The organism is Streptomyces sp. enrichment culture (assembly GCF_964273145.1).
Classification (GTDB): Bacteria; Actinomycetota; Actinomycetes; order Streptomycetales; family Streptomycetaceae; genus Streptomyces.
In genome coordinates this window covers 1,841,921-1,860,841 of the sequence record NZ_OZ186873.1, presented here as the reverse complement: position 1 = coordinate 1,860,841, position 18,921 = coordinate 1,841,921, and the positions used below count along the sequence as shown (strand labels likewise).

At 71.7% G+C, this 18,921-nt stretch carries 16 protein-coding genes; 4 read left to right on the top strand and 12 right to left on the bottom strand.

The annotated features are described in order from the left end of the window. Nucleotides 1–7: 7 nt before the first annotated feature. The 3 genes from ACSU6Z_RS08480 (at nucleotide 8) to ACSU6Z_RS08470 (ending at nucleotide 3,416) form a co-directional block, all read left to right on the top strand. On the top strand, nucleotides 8–787 hold the full coding sequence (locus ACSU6Z_RS08480; RefSeq protein WP_437044334.1) for a hypothetical protein: 780 nt from the start codon (nucleotides 8–10) through the stop codon (nucleotides 785–787). Nucleotides 788–807: 20 nt separating this feature from the next. Beyond that, the gene (locus ACSU6Z_RS08475) at nucleotides 808–2,049 is read left to right on the top strand and encodes an FG-GAP repeat domain-containing protein (RefSeq protein ID WP_437044333.1); all 1,242 of its coding nucleotides are present in this window, start codon (nucleotides 808–810) and stop codon (nucleotides 2,047–2,049) included. 107 nt (nucleotides 2,050–2,156) lie between these two features. Continuing rightward, entirely contained in the window at nucleotides 2,157–3,416 is a 1,260-nt protein-coding gene (locus ACSU6Z_RS08470; protein ID WP_437044332.1) for an acyltransferase family protein, read from the top strand. A gap of 68 nt (nucleotides 3,417–3,484) precedes the next feature. Here the strand turns inward: ACSU6Z_RS08470 and ACSU6Z_RS08465 are convergent, their stop codons facing one another. The 4 genes from ACSU6Z_RS08465 to ACSU6Z_RS08450 are packed head-to-tail and all read right to left on the bottom strand — an operon-like array spanning nucleotide 3,485 to nucleotide 7,359. After that, on the bottom strand, nucleotides 3,485–4,459 hold the full coding sequence (locus tag ACSU6Z_RS08465) for an MsnO8 family LLM class oxidoreductase (RefSeq protein WP_437044331.1): 975 nt from the start codon (nucleotides 4,457–4,459) through the stop codon (nucleotides 3,485–3,487). Between the two features lie 14 nt (nucleotides 4,460–4,473). Continuing rightward, entirely contained in the window at nucleotides 4,474–4,995 is a 522-nt protein-coding gene (locus ACSU6Z_RS08460) for a hypothetical protein (protein ID WP_437044330.1), read from the bottom strand. Further along, on the bottom strand, nucleotides 4,992–5,885 hold the full coding sequence (locus ACSU6Z_RS08455; RefSeq protein WP_437044329.1) for an alpha/beta hydrolase fold domain-containing protein: 894 nt from the start codon (nucleotides 5,883–5,885) through the stop codon (nucleotides 4,992–4,994). Before ACSU6Z_RS08455 ends, ACSU6Z_RS08460 begins: the two co-directional genes overlap by 4 nt. Further along, complete coding sequence (locus ACSU6Z_RS08450; protein WP_437044328.1) at nucleotides 5,875–7,359, bottom strand: MFS transporter; 1,485 nt, start codon at nucleotides 7,357–7,359, stop codon at nucleotides 5,875–5,877. The genes ACSU6Z_RS08455 and ACSU6Z_RS08450 overlap by 11 nt, the downstream gene beginning before the upstream one ends. Before the next feature lie 249 nt (nucleotides 7,360–7,608). Between ACSU6Z_RS08450 and ACSU6Z_RS08445 the strand changes: the two genes are divergently transcribed. Next, the gene (locus ACSU6Z_RS08445) at nucleotides 7,609–8,508 is read left to right on the top strand and encodes a helix-turn-helix transcriptional regulator (protein ID WP_437044327.1); all 900 of its coding nucleotides are present in this window, start codon (nucleotides 7,609–7,611) and stop codon (nucleotides 8,506–8,508) included. A 128-nt stretch (nucleotides 8,509–8,636) separates the two neighbouring features. On the opposite strand, the gene ACSU6Z_RS08440 is transcribed toward ACSU6Z_RS08445, so the two are convergent. The 8 genes from ACSU6Z_RS08440 to ACSU6Z_RS08405 all read right to left on the bottom strand — a co-directional run bounded on the left by ACSU6Z_RS08440 (nucleotide 8,637) and on the right by ACSU6Z_RS08405 (nucleotide 18,780). Next, nucleotides 8,637–9,854 carry an IS701 family transposase gene (locus ACSU6Z_RS08440; protein ID WP_437044326.1) on the bottom strand — a complete coding sequence of 406 codons (1,218 nt, stop codon included), beginning with the start codon at nucleotides 9,852–9,854 and terminating at the stop codon, nucleotides 8,637–8,639. A 349-nt stretch (nucleotides 9,855–10,203) separates the two neighbouring features. Beyond that, complete coding sequence (locus ACSU6Z_RS08435) at nucleotides 10,204–11,352, bottom strand: aldose epimerase family protein (protein ID WP_437044325.1); 1,149 nt, start codon at nucleotides 11,350–11,352, stop codon at nucleotides 10,204–10,206. 52 nt (nucleotides 11,353–11,404) lie between these two features. Then, nucleotides 11,405–12,649: a multiple monosaccharide ABC transporter permease gene (gene mmsB, locus ACSU6Z_RS08430; protein WP_437044324.1), complete on the bottom strand. Its 1,245-nt coding sequence runs from the start codon at nucleotides 12,647–12,649 to the stop codon at nucleotides 11,405–11,407. Beyond that, a complete protein-coding gene (gene mmsA / locus ACSU6Z_RS08425) occupies nucleotides 12,646–14,196 on the bottom strand; it encodes a multiple monosaccharide ABC transporter ATP-binding protein (protein ID WP_437044323.1) in 1,551 nt (516 codons plus the stop codon). The genes mmsB and mmsA overlap by 4 nt, the downstream gene beginning before the upstream one ends. A 32-nt stretch (nucleotides 14,197–14,228) precedes the next feature. Continuing rightward, nucleotides 14,229–15,341 carry a multiple monosaccharide ABC transporter substrate-binding protein gene (chvE, locus tag ACSU6Z_RS08420; protein ID WP_437044322.1) on the bottom strand — a complete coding sequence of 371 codons (1,113 nt, stop codon included), beginning with the start codon at nucleotides 15,339–15,341 and terminating at the stop codon, nucleotides 14,229–14,231. Nucleotides 15,342–15,514: 173 nt separating this feature from the next. Continuing rightward, nucleotides 15,515–16,483, bottom strand: a complete 969-nt coding sequence (locus ACSU6Z_RS08415; RefSeq protein ID WP_437019896.1) for a hypothetical protein — start codon at nucleotides 16,481–16,483, stop codon at nucleotides 15,515–15,517. A 138-nt stretch (nucleotides 16,484–16,621) separates the two neighbouring features. Then, on the bottom strand, nucleotides 16,622–17,626 hold the full coding sequence (locus tag ACSU6Z_RS08410; protein WP_437044321.1) for a zinc-dependent alcohol dehydrogenase: 1,005 nt from the start codon (nucleotides 17,624–17,626) through the stop codon (nucleotides 16,622–16,624). After that, entirely contained in the window at nucleotides 17,623–18,780 is a 1,158-nt protein-coding gene (locus ACSU6Z_RS08405; protein ID WP_437044319.1) for a mandelate racemase/muconate lactonizing enzyme family protein, read from the bottom strand. The genes ACSU6Z_RS08410 and ACSU6Z_RS08405 overlap by 4 nt, the downstream gene beginning before the upstream one ends. Between the last annotated feature and the right edge of the window lie 141 nt (nucleotides 18,781–18,921).

Here is an 18,921-nt window from a genome sequence, read left to right as displayed (position 1 = left end):
GGAACGGGTGACCACTCGGACCACGGATGCCGGTGCCGTGGGCGCGGCGCGCGCCCTGGACCTCGGCGGCAGCCACGTCACGGCGACCGCGGTGGCGGACGCGCGCGAGTACCGGGTCGACGGGCGGGCGATCGTCGTCAACTGCGGGACGCGCGACGCGTACGTCGCCGAGTCCCCACGCCGGCCGATCCCCCCGCTGACCTCGACGATCGTGGCCGACACGGTGATCGGCGAGGCCGGGCTCCTGCTCGTGCTGCGCACGGACGACGAGGACGCGGCGGACATCGGCGGCATCACACGGGCGCCGGGCTGGGCCCGGCTCGGCGAGCTGCTGGGCGACCGGATCGCGGACGGACCCGGCACCACCGGCGGTGTGCCGTTCGACGCACGGATCCCGCTGTGGCGGGGCCCGCAGGAGACCGCCGGACGGGTCGCGTTCGACCCGGCGCACCTCCTGCGCGAGACCCCGGTCCCCGGAGCGGCGGAGCTCTTCGAGGTGCGGGTGAACCTGTGGTTCGCCCCGGCGGGGACCGACTGCTTCATCCACAACCGGCACGAGTTCATCGAGGTCCACACGCAGGTGGCCGGCCGGGGGCGGATGCAGAAGTTCCGGCGGCAGGACCACGGCACGCTCTACCAGGACCTGCCGATGGGCCCCGGATACACCACGCCGGACCCGTTCTGCTCGCTCGGGCCGGACGGCGCCTTCGTCTACCCCTGGCACCAGTACCACGCCGACACCGACTGCGTGTGGCTGGCGATCGAGTACCACCGCTTGGCGCGGTGACCGTTCAGCGGAGTGAGGACATGAGCGACATCAGGATCCCGAAGTTCACCCCGGAGCTGGTGGCCGGCCAACTGCGGGACGGCTACTGGCTGGAGGCCCCGGACATCGACGGGGACGGCCGGCCCGACCTGTTCGGCTACGGGCTGCGCCTGGGCGAGATCTACTGGTACCAGAACGACGGCGGGTGGACCCGGCGCCTGGCGGCCGACGGATTCCGCATGCCGGTCGGCGCGGACTTCGCCGACGTCAGCGGCAACGGCTCGCCCGACATCATCGTCTGCTACGAGCTGTACGGGCCGATCGGCACCATCGTCGACCCCGACCCGCGGGGCGGCAAGATCGCCTGGCTGGAGAACCCGGGCGCGCCCGACAAGGACCCCACGCGCTGGAGGAAGCACTACGTCGGCCGCGCCACCGGCATGCACCGGCTGCGGGCGGGCCACTTCACCCAGTCGGAACGGCTGGAGATCATCGGTCTGCCCATCGTGGCCGAGGCCGACGTGCACGCGGTGCTGCCGGTGGTGCTGTTCACCCGGCCCGACGACGTGCTGACCGCCGAGGAATGGCCGATGACGGTCATCGACGACACGAACTTCCGCATGATCCACGGGGCGGAGAAGAAGCGGGGGCTCATCCCCGGCTCGGACCGGGACTCGCTGCTGCTGGCCTCCGACGAGGGGGTCACCTGGCTGTACTACGACGCCGAGCGCGGCGAGTGGGTCCGCGAACGCATCGGCGCCGGCGAGCTGACCCAGTTCGAGCGGACCGGCTTCCGGGGCAGCGGTGACCTGGACGCCGGGCGGCTGGGGGACGACCCCATGGCGTACGTCGCCGCGGTGGAGCCGTTCCACGGCAACACGGTGGCCGTGTACACCAAGCGGGAGGACGGGACCGGCTGGCAGCGGAAGCTGCTGGACGTCTACGGCGACTCGAACGAGAACGGCGAGGGGCCCGGCCACCAGGTCGTGTGCGCCGACTTCGACGGCGACGGCGACGACGAGTTCCTGGTGGCGCTGCGCGGCCCGTGGCCCTGGCAGGGCGTCATGTACTACAAGGCCGTCGACGCGGCCAGGGGCATCTGGACCAAGTGGCGGGTGTCGGACGAGTCCGTCGCGCGCATCGCCACGGCCGACTTCAACGGTGACGGCCGGCTCGATTTCGCCACCATCGCGTACTCGGTGCAGAACTACTACGTGGCCGAGGACGCGAAGATCGTCGTCCACCGCAACGAGACCGACACGGCCGGCGGCACCGCCGGGTGAGGCGCGCGCCGGAGGTCCGGGGCGGTCGCGACAGGCCGCCCCGGACCGTTTCCCCCTGGCGACAGGAGTTCTCCGAGACCGGGAAAGCCCCACAGGAGCTTCATCTCATGAGCATGTCCACCGTGCGTTCCGCCGCGGACACCGGGCCCACGGGTCCGGCCCGGCTGCCGTCGCTGACCGGCCTGAGGTTCTTCGCGGCGCTGCTCGTCTTCCTCTTCCACACCTCCCTGTCCAACTCGCCCATCCCGCCCAACGACCCGATCAACCCGTTCGCCGACGCCGGCATCGCGCACGCCTACGAGAAGGCGTTCCTCAACACCGGGTACATCGGGGTGTCGTTCTTCTTCGTGCTCTCCGGCTTCGTGCTGACCTGGTCGGCCCGCCCGGGGCAGTCCGCACGCGCCTTCTGGCGCCGCCGGATGACCAAGATCTTCCCGAACCACGTCGTGGTGTTCACGGCCTCGCTCGTGCTCTTCGCCGGGGCCACGATCACGTCCGTCGGGCAGTGGCTGCCCAACCTGCTGCTGGTGCACACCTTCTTCCCGCAGCCGGAGATCAACCTCAGCATGAATCCGCCGAGCTGGTCCCTCGGCAGCGAGTTGCTGTTCTACCTGCTGTTCCCGCTGCTGATCGTGCCGGTGCGCAGGCTCCGGGAGAGTGCGCTGTGGGGCTGGGCGGCGGTCATGGCCGCCGGCACCGTGGTGGTCCAGCTCGTCTCGACGTACCTGGTGCCGGACACCCCCAAGTCGGCGATCACCCCGATCTCCGACAAGCAGTTCTGGTTCGGCTACCTGTTCCCGCCGGGCCGCCTCTTCGAGTTCGTGCTCGGCATCCTGCTGGCGCGCATCGTGCTGGCCGGCCGCTGGCCGCGGTGGATGGGCACCGGCGTGTCGCTCGCGCTGTGCGCGCTGGGGTACGCGGCCGGGTTCGTCGTGCCGTTCCAGTACACCTTCGTCGTCGCGACGATCGTCCCGATCGGCGCGCTGATCGCCTCGGTCGCGGCGGCCGACGCCGCCGGGCGCGCCACCTGGCTGCGCAGCCGGCCGATGGTCTGGCTCGGCGAGGTCTCCTTCGGGTTCTACCTCGTGCAGGGCGTGTCCATCTTCTACCTGCGGTCCCTGCTGGACGGCGCCACCTACGGCGTGCCCGTGGCGCTGCTGGTCGTCGTCGGGTTCTTCTGCACCTCCCTGCTGGGCGGCTGGCTGCTGTACCGGTTCGTGGAGGTGCCGGCCATGCGCCGCTTCAGCCGCAGCCGCAAGGCGGCCCGCCCGGCACCGGCCGCACCGGCCGAGCCGGTCGTCGCGGCCGAGCCCGCCGAGCCCGCCGAGCCCGCCGAGCCGCGGCCCACGTCGCTGGGCGCCCACTGATCTTCGGGGGCACGGGCGGGGGACCGGGATCGATCCGGTCCCCCGCCCGTGTTCCGCGCCCCGGCCCCTCACACGTCGGCCGGCGCCGGCAGCACGCCGGCCGTGCGGAACTCGGCGAGCAGCCGGTACGAGGACAACCGGTCCCGCGGGTCGCAGGTCAGCGTGTTGACCATGATCTCGTCGACGCCGTGCTCCTCGGCCAGCGCGGCGAGCCGCCGTGCCACCTGCTCCGGTGTCCCCCACACCAGGGAGGCCCTGCGGACGGCGGCGCGCTGCACCTCCAGGGAGGTCCAGCGGTGGCCGACCGCCTCCTCGGGGGTGGGCAGCGGAAGGTCCTCGCCCAGGTCCTTGCGGCTGCGCCACAGCAGGACGCTGTGCGCGAGCGCCTCGGCCCGGTCCTCGCTCTCGGCGGTGACCACGCGCACCGCCAGGACGCCGCCCGGCGCGGGCCGGCCCGCCCGCTCGGCGAAGGCCGTGCGGTAGGCGGCGAGCGACTCCCGCGCGGGACGGGGGTCGAGGAAGTGGGCGAACGCGTAGTCCGTCCCCAGCTCCCCCGCGAGCGCGGCCGACCCGCCGCCCGCGCCCAGCAGCCACATCCGCGGCGGCACGGGCGGAACCCGCGCCCCTTCCCCCGCCTCCGGCCCGGCACCGTCCATGCCGAGGAGCACCCGCAGCGCCCGCACCCGCTCCGGGAAGTCGTGGGCCGGACCGCCCGCGCGGCCGAGGCCCAGGTCGACCCGGTCCGGGTAGAGGGAGGCCAGCACGCCGAAGACCTCGGCGACCTTCACCGGCGAGTAGCGGGGCAGCAGCACCCCGCCGGTGCCCACCCGCATCCGGCCCGTGCGGGCCAGCAGGACCGCCGCCAGGATCTCCGGGGCGCTGCCGGCGAACCCCGGCGATCCGTGGTGCTCGGCCACCCAGTAGCGGACGTACCCCCACTCCTCGGCGGCCTGCGCCAGGTCGACCGAGGCACGCAAGGCGTCGGCCGGGGTGAAGCCCGCGCCGACGGGCGACTGGTCCAGCACCGACAACCGCGGGACCATCGGCGCCCCTCCTCTCACTGTCCCGCCCGCACGACGGCGGGCACGATCCGGTAGTCGCGCTGGAAGACGAGGTTGTGCAGATCGCCGGTGGCGATGGCCCGCAGCGTGGGCACCTCGGCCGCGGCCTGCTCGGGGGTGAACACGTTCAGCGGCCAGTCGTGGACGGTCGCGCCCCGCAGGTGCGGGTGGTGGAAGCCCCGGCCGTAGAAGGCGAGCAGCGTGATGGGGGCGATCCCGGCCTCCCGCTGCTCGGGCCAGGACAGTGTCCACTCGGCCCCGAGCCCTCCGTCCGCGGTGCGCCGCACGCCGCTCGCCGTCACCTCGCCGGTGTTCAGCAGCAGGGCGGCGTCGAACTCCTGGAGGACCTGGACGGCGTAGGGGTGGAGCAGTTCCACGGCGTGCTCGAAGTGCCGTTCCTTGCCCCGGCGCGTGACCGTGTCGCCGCCCTCGCCGTGGGTGCCGTCCCGCAGGTCCGCGAAGTGCCGGGCCAGTGCGGCGAGATGGGGCAGCTCGGTCTCGGTGTGTGCGGTGGTCATGTCGTCTCCTTCGGTGACGTGAGGTGCCGGCGCAGGGCCGTGCCGAGCCAGCGCCGCAGACGTGGGTCCCCCCGGCCGGGGCCGTCACCGGCGAGGAAGACCGCGTGCGGGGTGTGCGGGAAGACCCGCAGCCGCACGGAGGTGCCCGCCTCGCGCAGCCGCCGGGCGTACTCCGTCACGTCGTCGCGGACCGGGTCGAGGTCCCCGACGGCGAGCACGGCCGGTGCCAGCCCGGCGAGCCGGTCGGCCTCCAGGGGGGTGCTGTACAGCGGTACGCCGCCACGTACGGCCGTACCCGCGCCGCCGCGGTACATCCGCCACGCCCGCCGCAGGTCGTCCGCGGCCGGGAAAGCGCCCGGGTCGCGCGTGTAGGCGGGGGCGGTGCAGCCGGGGTCCAGCGGCGGGTAGGCCAGCACTTGCGCGGCCAGCGGCTCGTTCCGGTCGCGCCGGGCCAGGGCCGCGCAGGCGGCCAGCGTCCCGCCCGCGCTGTCCCCGCCGACCGCCAGCGGTTCGCCGTCCGCCTGCTCCTCGGCCCAGGCGAGTGCGGTGAGCAGGTCGTCGAGCTGGGCCGGGTGCCGGTAGCGGGGGGCGAGGCGGTAGCCGGTGCTGACCACGGTGCACCCCGACACCCGCGCCAGGTCCGCGACCGGCTGGTGCCAGTGCTCCAGGGAGCCCGCCTGCCAGCTGCCGCCGTGCGCCCAGACGAGCCAGCCGAAGGCGTCCGCGCCGGGGCGGTAGACCCGGACCGGGACGCGGTGCGTGCCGGCGTCGAGCCACAGCGCCTCCCAGCCGGGCCCGCCGGGCCGACGGCCGTCCGGGCGGGCCGCGACGGCCTCGCGGCGGCCCGGACGGTCGTCGTGCGGCGCGTACCGCCGGGCGTTACCGCGCACGGGAGGCCGCGCCGCGCAGGAAGACGGCGCTGGTGAGCACGCCCAGGAGCACGATGGCGGCGTTCACCGCGATCGCCACCTTCAGGCCGCCGAGGATGGCCGAGGCACCGGTGCCGGCCATCGCGGCGGTGGCGATGGCGCTCATGATCGGCGTGCCCATGGTGATGCCGATCTGCTGCGTCATGGTGGCGAGCCCGGTGGCCAGGCCCTGTTCGTGGTCGGCCAGCCCGGCGGTGGCGGTGACCATGAAGCCGACGATGACGAGCATGTTGCCGACGCCGCCGGCGAAGGTGGCGACCAGCAGCAGCCACATCCACCCGCGGTCGTCGCCGAGGCCGAGCAGGGCCGCCGTGAACACCGTCTGCAGCAGTCCGCCGGCGATCAGCGTGCTCTTGCTGCCGATCTTCCCGATGACCTTCGGGGCGATGGAGCCGCCGACGACCGTGCCGATGCCCAGCACGCCGAAGGACAGGCCCGCGGCCAGCGGCGAGAAGCCCAGGACCTCCTGGAGGTAGAGGGTGAGCAGGAAGACCAGGGAGGTCTCGGTGAGGAAGGCGATCAGACCGGCGAGGTTGCCCCAGGCCACCGACCGCTTGCCGAGCACGCCGAGCGGCACCAGGGGCACCGCCACCTTGCGCTCGACGGCGTAGAAGACCAGGAGCAGCACGGCACCGGCGGCCAGGGGCAGCAGCGCCGAGGACGAGCCCCAGCCGTGTTCGCCGGCCTGCGTGAGGCCGAGGACGACGGAGAGCAGACCGAGCGTGACGCTGACGGCGCCGGGCACGTCCAGCTTCGGGCGCTCGTCGGGACGGGACTCCTTGATGACGGTCGGCGCGGCGAGGAGAACGGCGAGGGCGACGGGCACGTTGATGAAGAACGCCCATCGCCACGACAGCAGGTCGGTCAGCAGACCGCCGAGGATGGCGCCGGCGGTGAACCCGGCGGACATCAGCGCGCCGTTCAGACCGAGGGCCTTCTCGCGCAGCGGTCCCTCGGGGAACGACGTGGTCAGCAGGGACAGGCCGGCCGGGGTCACCGCCGCGGTGGCCAGGCCCTGGAAGACCCGCGCCGCGATCAGCACCTCGGGGCTCTGCGCCAGGCCGCCCACCAGCGAGGCCACGCCCAGTACCGCGAGGCCGCCGAGGAACAGCCGCCGACGTCCGAACAGGTCGGCGACACGTCCGAACAGCAGGGTGAAGCCGGCCGCGCACAGGGCGAACGCGGTCCCGATCCACTGCAGGTGCGCCAGGGAGAAGCCGAGGCCCTCGCCGATCACCGGCAGGGCGACGTTCAGGATGGAGAAGTCCACGGCCAGCATGAACTGGGCCGCGAGCAGCAGCACCAGCACCAGCCGCAGCCGGGGGGTGAGGACGGCCGGGGCCGTGCCGGCGGCCGCACCGGGGGCACCGGCAGTACCGGCCGTACCGGCGGCCGCACCGGCAGTACCGGCGGTTTCCGCGTCGGTGATGGACATGAGGTCGGTATCCCTTTCTCTCGAGCGCGGGCGCCTTGCGCGCCGCTCGGGAAAGAGACTCGTCCGCGTCGGGGAGACCAGCCAGAACCCTGTCCCGCACAGTCAGCGCAAGGGTGGTCATCCCATGACCACCCTTGCCGCTCCCGACTGCCGTGACCTGCGGGCATCATGGACGAAGAGCCGCTCACCACCGCAAGCACCGTCGCCCGGCGGCCGTGCGGCCGGGCACGTACGACACGGGAGGCATCGATGGACGCTCCGTCCGAGCTGGGAGACTTCCTCAAGTCCCGCCGTGCCGCACTCCGGCCCGAGGACGTCGGCATCACGCCGCATCCGACCCGCCGCCGCGTCACCGGGCTGCGCAGGGAGGAGCTGGCCATGCTCGCCGGCGTCAGCATCACCCACTACACCCGGCTCGAACAGGGCCGGGCCACGAGCGCTTCGGACACCGTGCTGGAGGCGATCGCCCGCACCCTGCGGCTCACCGAGGACGAGACCGCGCACCTGAAGGACCTGGCCCGGCCCTCCACCGCGTCCCGCCCGGCACCGCCGCGGGTGGAACACGCCAGTTCCTCCGCACGCCAGCTGCTGGCCGCGATGACGGACGTGCCGGCGCTCGTCCTGGACCGCCGCAACGACGTCCTCGCCTGGAACGTGCTGGGCCACGCCCTGCTCGCCGGGCACCTGCCGTCCGACAGCCCCGACACCCCGGGCGACCGCCCCAACCTGACGCGGATGCTCTTCCTGGACGAGCGGTACCGCGAGCTGTACACCGACTGGAACGAGGAGGCGCAGCTCGCCGTCGCCTCCCTGCGCCTGGTGGCCGGCCGCCACCCCGACGACCGCCGGCTGGCCGAGCTCGTCGGCCAGCTCACCGTCCAGTGCGACGAGTTCGCCTCCCGCTGGGCACGGCACCCGGTGCGCACCTGCACCTCGGGCGTGAAGCGGCTGCACCATCCGCTCGTCGGCGCGATGGACCTCAGCTTCGAGAACCTCGTCATCCCCGGTACGTCCGGACAGCGGCTGATCGCTTACACCGCCGAGCCCGGCTCGCCCTCCGAGGCGGCGCTCCGCCTGCTGGGCAGCGTGGCCGCCTCCGAGGGCTCGACGGACGAGGACGTCTCCCCGGCCGCAGGCGCGCGGCGCTGACGGCGCGCGCCTGCGGCCGGGACCGCCCGCCCGGCCGGGACCGCCCGCCCGGCCGGGTGACCTGGTGCGGGCAGCCCGGTGCGGGCGGTCGGGCAAGGACGAGACGGTCCGGCGAGGGCGGCCCCGGCTCAGGCGGGACGGCGCCCGGTGGGCACCAGCGCGGCCGGACGGGTGGAGCCGATCAGCCGCAGATGGGCGTAGGCGGCGGACACCATGGTCATGTGGTGGTGCCAGGCGGGGAAGGAGCGCCCGGTGAAGTCCAGCAGCTCGTACCGGCCGTCCATGCACTCGGTCGTGTCGAGGGAGCTGACGTAGCAGCGGGCCAGCTCCAGGAGTTCGTCCAGGCGATGGTGCACGAGGTTGGTGAGCCAGAGCCGGGAGTCCGGCTCCCCGTCCGGGCCGAGCTCGCTGAACAGCCGGTAGGCCCGCCGCTCACCGACGGCTCCCGGTCCCTCCCGCACGGGCCGCCAGACCAGTGCGGACAGCACCTGGGTCTGCCGGAAGCGGCCGTCGGAGCCGGTGACGGCAGCGGCGTGACGGTTCCACATCCGCGGCATGCCCGCGTCCGCCACGCCGCCCGCCGCGCCCCCCGGCCCGCGCCGGGGACGCCCCCGCAGCGCCCCGCGCGGATGCCCGGCCGGGCGCCCCTCGCCGACCCGTCCCGCGCCCGCGGACAGAGCACGCGGGTGAACGGCGACCACGAAGTCCCAGCCGGTGGCGTCGAGCAGTTCGGTCAGCTCCGTCACGTCGGGCGCCTCGGTCATGTCGGCCACCACCGGCACCCGCGGTGAGCCGGTGCGGCCGGCCCGGTCGGCGACGAGGTCCAGGGTGTGGCGCCACTGCGGACGGAAGCCCTCGGTCTCGGGGATGCGTGCCCGGCGGCGCAGTCCGGGGTCGTCGGTCCACTGCCGGGGCAGGAACAACCGCCAGTCGACGGGGAAGTTGGCTCCCGGGCACGACAGGAAGAGGACCGTCGTCATCTGGCAGTTGACGGTGCGTCCGGACAAGGGGTCGAAGCGCTGGTGCACGCCCACCGACTGGTCCCCGCGCTTGGGCAGGATCACCGGGGTGACGGTCCACGCCCGGATCGACGAGCGCTGTCCGATCCATCGCACGAGCGCGTCGCGGCCCGGCTCCCAGTCCCAGGGGCTGCTGTTGATGAACTGCTGCAGCGAGTACCAGACGGTCGGCGAGTCGGACACGGCCCCGGCCAGTCGGCGCACCGACTTCTTGCCGTCGGTGAGCAGCAGTCCCTTCAGATAGGTGCCGGCCCATCGGCGTTGATCAGCGCGCGGCAGGTACCCGAAGATCTGCTGGGCGAAGACTTCGACGGAACGCGCGCCCATGTCCGCTGGGGTCTGATGTGCGGATAACGAGAACACGGCCGTTGCTCCCTCTTCACAATGCGAGAACAAGTCGGTTGCGCATCAAACCATTTGGGACCGGTAAGGGCCGTGACGTGGACCGCACGGCCGGATAACGGAAGATTAAATGTGCATATCGATCGTTCAGGGCGGCAGGGCGCGGTCGCCGTCACCCCCGCCCGGTGCGGGCCGGGCCGCGTAGTCGCCGCGGCTCGCGACGTCGGGATCGCCTGGTGCCCGGGAGGGGAAGCGAGCGTCCACCGGCGCGCCGGGCGGCACGGCCCGCGCTCCCCGCGCGGGCCGTGCCGCTTCCCCGCGCCGTGCGCGGGCCTCAGGCGCCGAACGAGTGGATCGTCGTCGTCCGGTAGGTCTGCCCCGGCCGCAGCACGGTCGACGGGAACGACGGCTGGTTCGGTGAGTCCGGGAAGTGCTGGGTCTCCAGGCACAGAGCGTCGCCCTGCCGGTAGACGGAGCCACCGGGGCCGGTCAGGGTGCCGTCGAGGAAGTTGCCGGAGTAGAACTGCAGGCCCGGCTGGTCGGTGGCGATCCTCAGGGTGCGGCCCGAGGACGGGTCGCGCAGGGTGGCGATGTGCTCGGGACGGTCGGTGACGCCCTTGTCCAGCACCCAGTTGTGGTCGAATCCCTTGGCCAGGACCAGCTGCGGGTGCCCTGCGCGGATGTCCCGGCCGACCGGCTTGGCGCGGCGGAAGTCGAACGGGGTGCCCGCGACCTTCGCCAGCTCGCCGGTGGGGATCAGGCCCGCGTCGGTGGGCGTGTAGCGGGACGCGGCGATGGACAGCTCGTGGTCCTCGACGGTGCCGCTGCCCTCGCCGGCCAGGTTCCAGTAGACGTGGCTGGTGAGGTTGACGACGGTGGCCTTGTCGGTGGTGGCCTCGTAGTCGATGCGCCAGTCGCCGGAGCGGGTGAGGGTGTAGGTGACCTTCGCCTTCAGCGTGCCCGGGTAGCCCATCTCACCGTCGGCGCTGGTGTAGCGCAGGCGGAGGCCGACGTCGGAACCCTCGGTGAAGGGCTCGACGTCCCACACCCGGTAGTCGAAGCCGAGGGCGCCACCGTGCAGGGAGTTCTCGCCGTCGTTCACGGAGAGCTGGTATGTCGTGCCGTCCAGGGTGAAGCGGCCCTTGGCGATGCGGTTGCCGTACCGGCCGATCAGGGCGCCGAAGTGCGGGCTGCGGGCCACGTAGTCGTCGAGGTCGGCGAAGCCCGCGGAGACGTTCGCGTACCGGCCGCGCCGGTCGGGGATCTCCAGGGACTGCACGACGCCGCCGTAGGAGAGGACCTTCATCCGCGTGCCGCCGTTCTCCAGCGACCAGCGGTGGACCTTCGTCCCGTCGGCGAGCTTCCCGAAAAGCTCCTTCACCGGCTTCCTGCCTCCCGTGGCGTGTGCGGGCCCGGCCGTGGTGGCGGCGGCGAGGCCCGCCGCGGCGGCGCCCGCGATGACCGTGCGTCTGCTCAGTTCCATGTGCGGCTCCTGCGAAAGGAAGGGCCCCGCCGTCCGGCGGGGCCCGGATGGCTTACGAACCGACCCTGCGCTTGTTCCACACGTCGAACCCGACCGCCGCCAGCAGCACCAGGCCCTTGATGACCTGCTGCCAGTCGGTGCCGATGCCGACGAGGTTCATGCCGTTGTTCAGAACGCCCAGCACCAGGCCGCCGATGATCGCGCCGAGGACCGTGCCGACACCGCCGCTCATCGACGCGCCGCCGATGAACGAGGCGGCGATGGCCTCCAGTTCGAAGTTGAGGCCGGCCTTGGGCGAGGCCGCGTTGAACCGGGCGGCGAAGACCAGACCCGCCAGGGCCGCGAGCATGCCCATGTTCAGGAAGACCAGGAAGGTGACCTTCTTGTCCTTCACGCCCGACAGCTTCGCCGCGGGCAGGTTGCCGCCGATGGCGTAGATGTGGCGGCCGACGACCGCGTTGCGCATCACGTAACCGAAGCCGACGACCAGCGCGCCGAGGACGAGCAGCACGATCGGGGCGCCCTTGTAGCTGGCCAGCAGCAGCGTCACCACCAGGACGGCGGCGACCAGCGCGACCAGCTTCAGCAGGAACAGCCTGGCGGGCAGCACCTCCAGCGCGAACTCCTGCTGCCGCTTGCGGTCGCGCAGCTCCTGGAAGACCACGAACGCGATCACCGCCAGGCCCAGCAGCAGCGTCAGGTTGTGGTAGTTCGTCTCCGGGCCGACCTCGGGCAGGAAGCCGTTGGCGACCTTCTGCAGCCCCGACGGGAACGGGCCGATGGTCTGGCCCTCCAGGAAGATCTCCGTCAGACCGCGGAAGAGCAGCATGCCCGCCAGGGTCACGATGAACGACGGGATGCCCAGATACGCGATGAAGAAGCCCTGCACGGCACCCGCCGCCGCGCCGATCGCCAGGCACAGCACCAGCGCCACCGGCCAGGCGATGTCCTGCTCCACCATCAGCACCGCGGCCACCGCGCCCACGAACGCCGTCAGCGACCCCACCGACAGGTCGATGTGGCCCGCGATGATCACCAGCATCATGCCGATCGCGAGGATCAGGATGTAGCTGTTCTGCAGGACCAGGTTGGAGACGTTGCGCGGCAGCAGCAGGTCGCCGTCGGTCCACACCGTGAACAGCGCCACGATCAGGCCGAGGGCGATCAGCATGCCGTACTGCCGCATGTTGCGCCGCAGGCCGTCGAGCATCAGCTCCAGCAGGCCCCGGCCACCGGCCGGTCCGCTCCTGCCGGGCGGCGCGGGCGCCGGGCTCTTGGCGGTGACATCCGTGCTCATCGGGTTACCTCTTTGTCCTTCGTCATCTGACGCATCAGCGCTTCCTGCGAGGCCTCGGCCCGAGAGAACTCGCCCGTCAGCCGCCCCGCGGCCATCGTGTAGATGCGGTCGCACATGCCGAGCAGCTCCGGCAGCTCGGAGGAGATGAAGACGACCGCCTTGCCCTGGGCGGCCAGCTGGTCGATGACCGTGTAGATCTCGTACTTGGCGCCCACGTCGATGCCGCGCGTGGGCTCGTCCAGGATCAGCACGTCGGGACCGGCGAAGATCCACTTGCTGAGCACGACCTTCTGCTGGTTGCCGCCGGACAACTTGCCCACCGGCTCGAACACGGTCGGCGCCTTGATGTTCATGGACTTCCGGAAGCCCTCGGCGACCTGCCGCTCCTCGTGTTCGTCGACCACACCCCGCCGGGCGACCTTCCGCAGCGCGGTCAGCGAGATGTTCCGGTTGATGGTGTCGATGAGGTTCAGGCCGTAGTGCTTGCGGTCCTCGGTGACGTACGCGATGCCGTTGCGGACCGCCTCGGGCACGGTCCGCGTACGGATCTCCCGGCCGTTCTTGAGGACCGTGCCGCCCGAGTACCGGCCGTAGGAGCGCCCGAAGACGCTCATCGCCAGTTCCGTGCGGCCGGCGCCCATCAGGCCGGCGATGCCGACGATCTCCCCGCGCCGCACGGTCAGCGACACGTCGTCGACCACCTTGCGCTGCTGGTCGATGGGGTGGTGCACGGTCCAGCCGCGGATCTCCAGCGCCGGCGCCGCGCCCTCCTCCGGCTGGTGCGGGGTGCGCTCCGGGAAGCGGTGCTCCAGGTCGCGGCCGACCATCCCGGAGATGATCCGGTCCTCCGTCGTCTCCGGGGCCTTCACGTCGAGGGTCTCGATGGTGCGCCCGTCACGGATGATCGTCACCGAGTCGGCGACCTTGCGGATCTCGTTCAGCTTGTGGCTGATGATGATGGAGGTGATGCCCTGGTCCTTCAACTGGAGGATCAGGTCGAGGAGTTTGCCGCTGTCCTCGTCGTTGAGCGCCGCCGTCGGCTCGTCGAGGATGAGCAGCTTCACCTCCTTCGACAACGCCTTGGCGATCTCCACCAACTGCTGCTTGCCCACGCCGATGTCGGCGACGCGGGTCTCGGGGTGCTCGTCCAGGCCGACCCGGCGCAGCAGCTCGGAGGCGTGCCTGAGCGTGTCGTTCCAGTCGATGAAGCCGCGCGCGGCGTGCTCGTTGCCGAGGAAGATGTTCTCCGCGATCGACAGGTACGGCACCAGCGCCAGCTCCTGGTGGATGATCACGATGCCGCGCTGTTCGCTCGCCCGGATGTCCTTGAACCGGCAGGGCCGGCCCTCGAAGAGGATCTCCCCCTCGTAGGTTCCGTGCGGATGGACGCCGGAGAGCACCTTCATCAGGGTCGACTTTCCGGCGCCGTTCTCCCCGCAGATGGCGTGGACCTCGCCCCGGCGGACGGTCAGGGTGACGTCCGACAGCGCTTTGACACCGGGAAAGGTCTTGACGATCGAGCGCATCTCCAGGACGGGTCCCGCCATGGTGGTGCCTTCCAATCCTTGGGTGCCGTCGATTACTTGAGGTCCGACTCGGTGTAATAGCCGCTGTCGACCAGCACCTTCCGGTAGTTGGTCTTGTCGACGCTGACCGGGTCGAGCAGGTAGGACGGGACGACCTTGGAGCCGTTGTCGTACGTCTTGGTGTCGTTGACCTCGGGCTTCTTGCCCTTCAGCACCGCGTCGACCATGTTCGCGGCGACCTCGGCGAGCTTGCGGGTGTCCTTGTAGACGGTCTGCGTCTGCTCGCCCGCGACGATCGACTTCACCGAGGCGACCTCGGCGTCCTGGCCGGTGACCACCGGTAGCGGCTTGGCCTTGGTGCCGTAGCCGTCCGACTTCAGCGCCGACAGGATGCCGATGGAGATGCCGTCGTAGGGCGAGAGCACCGCGTCGACCCGGTCGCTGCGGTAGGCCGACGTCAGCAGGTCGTCCATGCGCTTCTGCGCGGTGCCGCCGTCCCAGCGCAGGGTGGTGACCTGGTTGAGCTGGGTCTGGCCCGACTTGACCACGAGCTGCTTCTTGTCGATGTACGGCTTCAGGACGTTCATCGCGCCCTGGAAGAAGTACTTGGTGTTGTTGTCGTCGTTGGAGCCGGCGAACAGCTCGATGTTGAAGGGGCCCTTCTCGCCGCCGTCCTTCAGGCCGAGCTTGTCGAGGATGTAGGTGCCCTGGAGCTCGCCGACCTTCTCGTTGTCGAAGGAGGCGTAGTAGTCGACGTCGGGCGAGCCGAGGATCAGGCGGTCGTAGGAGACGACCGGGATGTCCGCCTCCTTGGCCTGCCGGAGCACGTTGGCGAGGGACTTGTTGTCGATCGCGGCGACGATCAGCCCCTTGACGCCCTGCGTGATCAGGTTCTCGATCTGGGAGACCTGCTGGTCGGGGTCGTCCTCGCCGTAGACCAGCCTGGTCTTGTACCCCTTGGACTCCAGGTTCTTCTTGACGTTGTTGCCGTCGGCGATCCAGCGCTCGGAGGATTTGGTCGGCATCGCGATGCCGATGGTGGCGCCCTCGGTGTCCCCCGCACCCTCCTTGCTGCCGCCCTCGCTGTTCTGGCCGCAGGCGGTCAGGGTCAGGGCGAGGGAGGCGCAGGCGGCTATCGCGGCGAGTGCGGCTCTGCGGTTGCGCATGGTCATCATCCTTGATGTGTGTGCAGGGCTCGGGCCTGGCGGCTCGCAGGACGCTCCGGCAGGGGTGGTGCGGGAAGGGTGCGGGGAACGACCGAGAGCAGGTGTGTGGGATTGTGCGCGGCTGTGTCTTCTTCTGTGAAGAGAAATTCCGTAACGTTATGAAGCGGTCCGCGTTATGAAGCGATCTCGAACCGGTTGAGCGTGCCGGGCAGTCGTGAGCCCAGCGGGGCCATGTCGCCGTCCGCCCCGTGCCGCGCCAGCAGGTCGAGCGCGAGCCGGCCGCGCCGCACCCGCTCCTTCGCGGTGGCCAGCGTCAGCTCGCGCATGTGGTGCCCGTACGGGTAGATGCCGGGCGCCTTGGCGAGGCCGAACTTCAGGTAGAGCGGGGCGCCGCGCCGGATCAGCTCGGCCACCTCGTACATGCGCACGTAGCCGCCGAGGTCGTCCGGAGCCTCGATGTACATGTCCATCGGGGCGGCCGACACCCGGCGGATCTCGGTGAGGTGGTCCAGCGTCAGGTCGCTGGGCACGTTGACGGAGTCCGCGCCGAGCCGCTCGTACACCGCGAACGACGCCGGGTTGACCGGTCCGACCAGCGCCGAGACCTTCAGGGTGGTGTCGGCGGGGATGATGCCGGCGGCCCGCGCCCGGTGCAGCGTCCACAGCACGCCCTCGTCGGCCACGAGCAGGCACTTGACCCCCAGCTCGGTCGCCCGGACGGCGTCCTCGACGCACCCGGCGACGGCGTCGTGGCCGCGTGCCCGCAGGCCCGCCCCGCCGGAGTCGGTCCGGGTGGAGCCGCCGATGTCCCAGGTGCCGCGCGGGCCGGTGAACAGGCACAGCTCGATGTCCCGTTCGGCGGTGGCCTCGACCATTTCCGTGATCTCGGCGTCGGTGAGCATCCACACGCCGCTGCCCTGGCTGATGCGGTGGATCGGCACGTCCAGCCGCGAGGACTCCTTCAGGACCACCGCCAGCGCCTCGGGCCCTTCGCAGGAGGGGACCTCGGTACGCCAGCGGCCCCCGCCGGGGAAGGAGTGCGGCGAGGCGTCGGCGGGGTCGGGGGCGGGCGCGGCCAGGCCCAGGGCGGCGAGCGCGGGCTCGCCCGGCTTGCGGGCTGCCGTGGCGGAAGCGTCGGTCACAAGCTGTCCTTAATGTTCGGTGTGTCGGACGAAGTTCGCGGCTCAAGGCGTGTGGGGGGAGATGGGGTACGCCGGTACGGCGGCCGTCAGGTCACCCCGTACCGGCGTACGACTGCGGGCGGAGCGATCACGCAGCGATCACGGGTGGAGCAGGACCTTGCCCACCTTCGGATCGCCGGACCCCACCAGCTCCAGGGCGCGGGAGAACTCGGCGAGTTGCAGCTCGTGCGTCACCAGCGGCAGCGGGTCGAGCAGCCCGGCGCCGAAGACCCGCACCGTGTGCGCCCAGGCGTCCGGCGGCGCCCCGAAGACGGTGTGCACCTCCAGCTGCCGCACCACCAGGTCGGTCGGGTCCAGGCCGTCGGCGCCCGGCGCCGGGATGCCCGTCAGGACCAGGCGCCCGCCGCGCCGCAGCAGCCCCGCGGAGGTGCGGGCCGCGTCGGCCGATCCGGCCGTCTCGATGACGACGTCGAAGTCGGCGGGCAGCTCCCGGTCCTTGGTGCGGAAGTCGGTCGCGCCGAACCGCCGGGACAGCGCCTCCCGGTCGGGACGGCTCCCGACCACCAGCAGCTCCGCCGGGGAGGCGGCCTTGAGGAACTGCACGGCGAACATGCCGAGCGTGCCGGTGCCGACGACGGCGACCCTCTCGCCCGGCCGCGCGTTCGCCTTGAGCGCGGCGGCGGCGATGCAGGCGGCCGGCTCCAGCAGGGCGGCGGCGGTGAGGTCGGCGCCGTCCGGCAGGGGGTGCAGCAGGCGTGCCGGGAGGGTGAGGGTGGGGGCCATGGCGCCCGGCCGGGTGAAGCCGGTCTCCTCGTACCCGGCCGTGCACAGGGTCGTCTCGCCCGCGTGGCAGCGGTCGCAGACCTGGCAGTTGCGGAACCCCTCGCCGACGACCTTGCGGCCGGCCAGGGACCCGGGGACGCCCGTGCCGACCCGCTCCACGGTCCCGGACCACTCGTGGCCGGGCGTGAGCGGGTAACGGACGTACCCCTCGGGCCGGTTGCCCTGGTAGACCTCGCGGTCGCTGCCGCAGATGCCGACGGCGTGCACGCGGACCAGGGCCTCGCCGGGGCCGGGATCGCGGGGCGTGTGCTCGGCCAGGTGGAAGGCGCCCGGGGCGTCGACGACGACGGCGAGGCTCACCGGGCTTCCTTCGGGTTCCGCTTCTCCCAGCCCTCGGCCCACAGGTCGAAGTGGGCCCGCTGCTGCGGGAACTCGGCGGCGGCGTCCACGTCCAGCTCGACACCGAGGCCGGGCGCGTCGGAGAGGTGGAAGTACCCGTCGATCACCTGGGGGGCGCCCTTGACGACCTTCTTGATCTCCGCGTCCGCGAAGTCGTTGAAGTGCTCCAGGATCTTGAAGTTCGGGGAGGTGAAACCGACCTGGAGGCTCGCGGCGGTCAGGACGGAGCCGCCCACGTTGTGCGGGGCGATCATCATGTAGTGGGTCTCGGCGGTGGCGGCCAGCTTCCGCGTCTCCCAGATGCCGCCGATGTGGCCGACGTCCGGCTGGATGATGTCCACGGACTGGTCGTCGAACAGCTCGCGGAACTCGATGCGGTCGTGGATGCGCTCGCCGGTGGCGACCGGCATGTCCACCTTCTCGGCGACCTTCCTCAGCGCCTTGAGGTTCTCCGGCGGGACCGGCTCCTCCAGCCAGGCCGGCTTGAACGGCGCCATCTCCTTGGCCAGGCGCACCGCCGTGGCGGGGGAGAAGCGGCCGTGCATCTCCAGCATCAGCTCCGCGTCCGGGCCGATGGCGTCCCGGACCGCCTCGATGAGGGAGACGGCGTACAGGGTCTGCTCGTGGTCGAGCTCGAAGTGGCCGGTGCCGAAGGGGTCGATCTTGAGCGCCTTGTAACCGCGCTCCATGACCCCCCGGGCGGCCTTGTGGTACGCCTCCGGGGTCCGCTCGGTCGTGTACCACCCGTTGGCGTACGCCTTGACCTTGTCGGTGACCTTGCCGCCCAGCAGCTGCCAGACGGGGACGCCGAGGGCCTTGCCCTTGATGTCCCAGCAGGCCATCTCGACGACGGCGATGCCGGACATCACGATCTCGCCGGCGCGGCCGTAGTCGCCGTACTTCATCCGGCGGGTGAGGTCCTCGACAGCGAACGGGTCGGAGCCGAGGATGTGGTTGACCTCGGCCTCCTTGAGGTAGCCGAGCAGGGCGTCGGTGTGCCCCAGCATCCGGGTCTCGCCGACCCCCGTGATCCCCTCGTCGGTGTGCACCTGGACGTAGGTCAGGTTGCGCCACGGCGTTCCGACCACGTGCGTGCTGATTCCGGTGATGCGCACGGCAGTTGCCCCTCGCTGTGTTCGATATTTCGGCACTCGTTCGAAATGCTGGCGTGACAGTAAGGAGGCTCCGGCGGAAGTGTCAATGGGTCGTGCGCATAACGGTTTCCCACACGACCTTCACAGCCCGGTCTAGGAACA

What these genes read in the sequence shown, in the direction of transcription:
- ACSU6Z_RS08475 (WP_437044333.1), top strand. Translation starts at nt 808, where the DNA reads ATGAGCGACATCAGGATCCCGAAGTTCACCCCGGAGCTGGTGGCCGGC.
- ACSU6Z_RS08465 (WP_437044331.1), bottom strand. Translation starts at nt 4,459, where the DNA reads ATGGTCCCGCGGTTGTCGGTGCTGGACCAGTCGCCCGTCGGCGCGGGC.
- chvE (WP_437044322.1), bottom strand. Translation starts at nt 15,341, where the DNA reads ATGCGCAACCGCAGAGCCGCACTCGCCGCGATAGCCGCCTGCGCCTCC.
- ACSU6Z_RS08440 (WP_437044326.1), bottom strand. Translation starts at nt 9,854, where the DNA reads ATGGGCGCGCGTTCCGTCGAAGTCTTCGCCCAGCAGATCTTCGGGTAC.
- mmsB (WP_437044324.1), bottom strand. Translation starts at nt 12,649, where the DNA reads ATGAGCACGGATGTCACCGCCAAGAGCCCGGCGCCCGCGCCGCCCGGC.
- ACSU6Z_RS08460 (WP_437044330.1), bottom strand. Translation starts at nt 4,995, where the DNA reads ATGACCACCGCACACACCGAGACCGAGCTGCCCCATCTCGCCGCACTG.
- ACSU6Z_RS08445 (WP_437044327.1), top strand. Translation starts at nt 7,609, where the DNA reads ATGGACGCTCCGTCCGAGCTGGGAGACTTCCTCAAGTCCCGCCGTGCC.
- ACSU6Z_RS08435 (WP_437044325.1), bottom strand. Translation starts at nt 11,352, where the DNA reads ATGGAACTGAGCAGACGCACGGTCATCGCGGGCGCCGCCGCGGCGGGC.
- ACSU6Z_RS08450 (WP_437044328.1), bottom strand. Translation starts at nt 7,359, where the DNA reads ATGTCCATCACCGACGCGGAAACCGCCGGTACTGCCGGTGCGGCCGCC.
- mmsA (WP_437044323.1), bottom strand. Translation starts at nt 14,196, where the DNA reads ATGGCGGGACCCGTCCTGGAGATGCGCTCGATCGTCAAGACCTTTCCC.
- ACSU6Z_RS08470 (WP_437044332.1), top strand. Translation starts at nt 2,157, where the DNA reads ATGAGCATGTCCACCGTGCGTTCCGCCGCGGACACCGGGCCCACGGGT.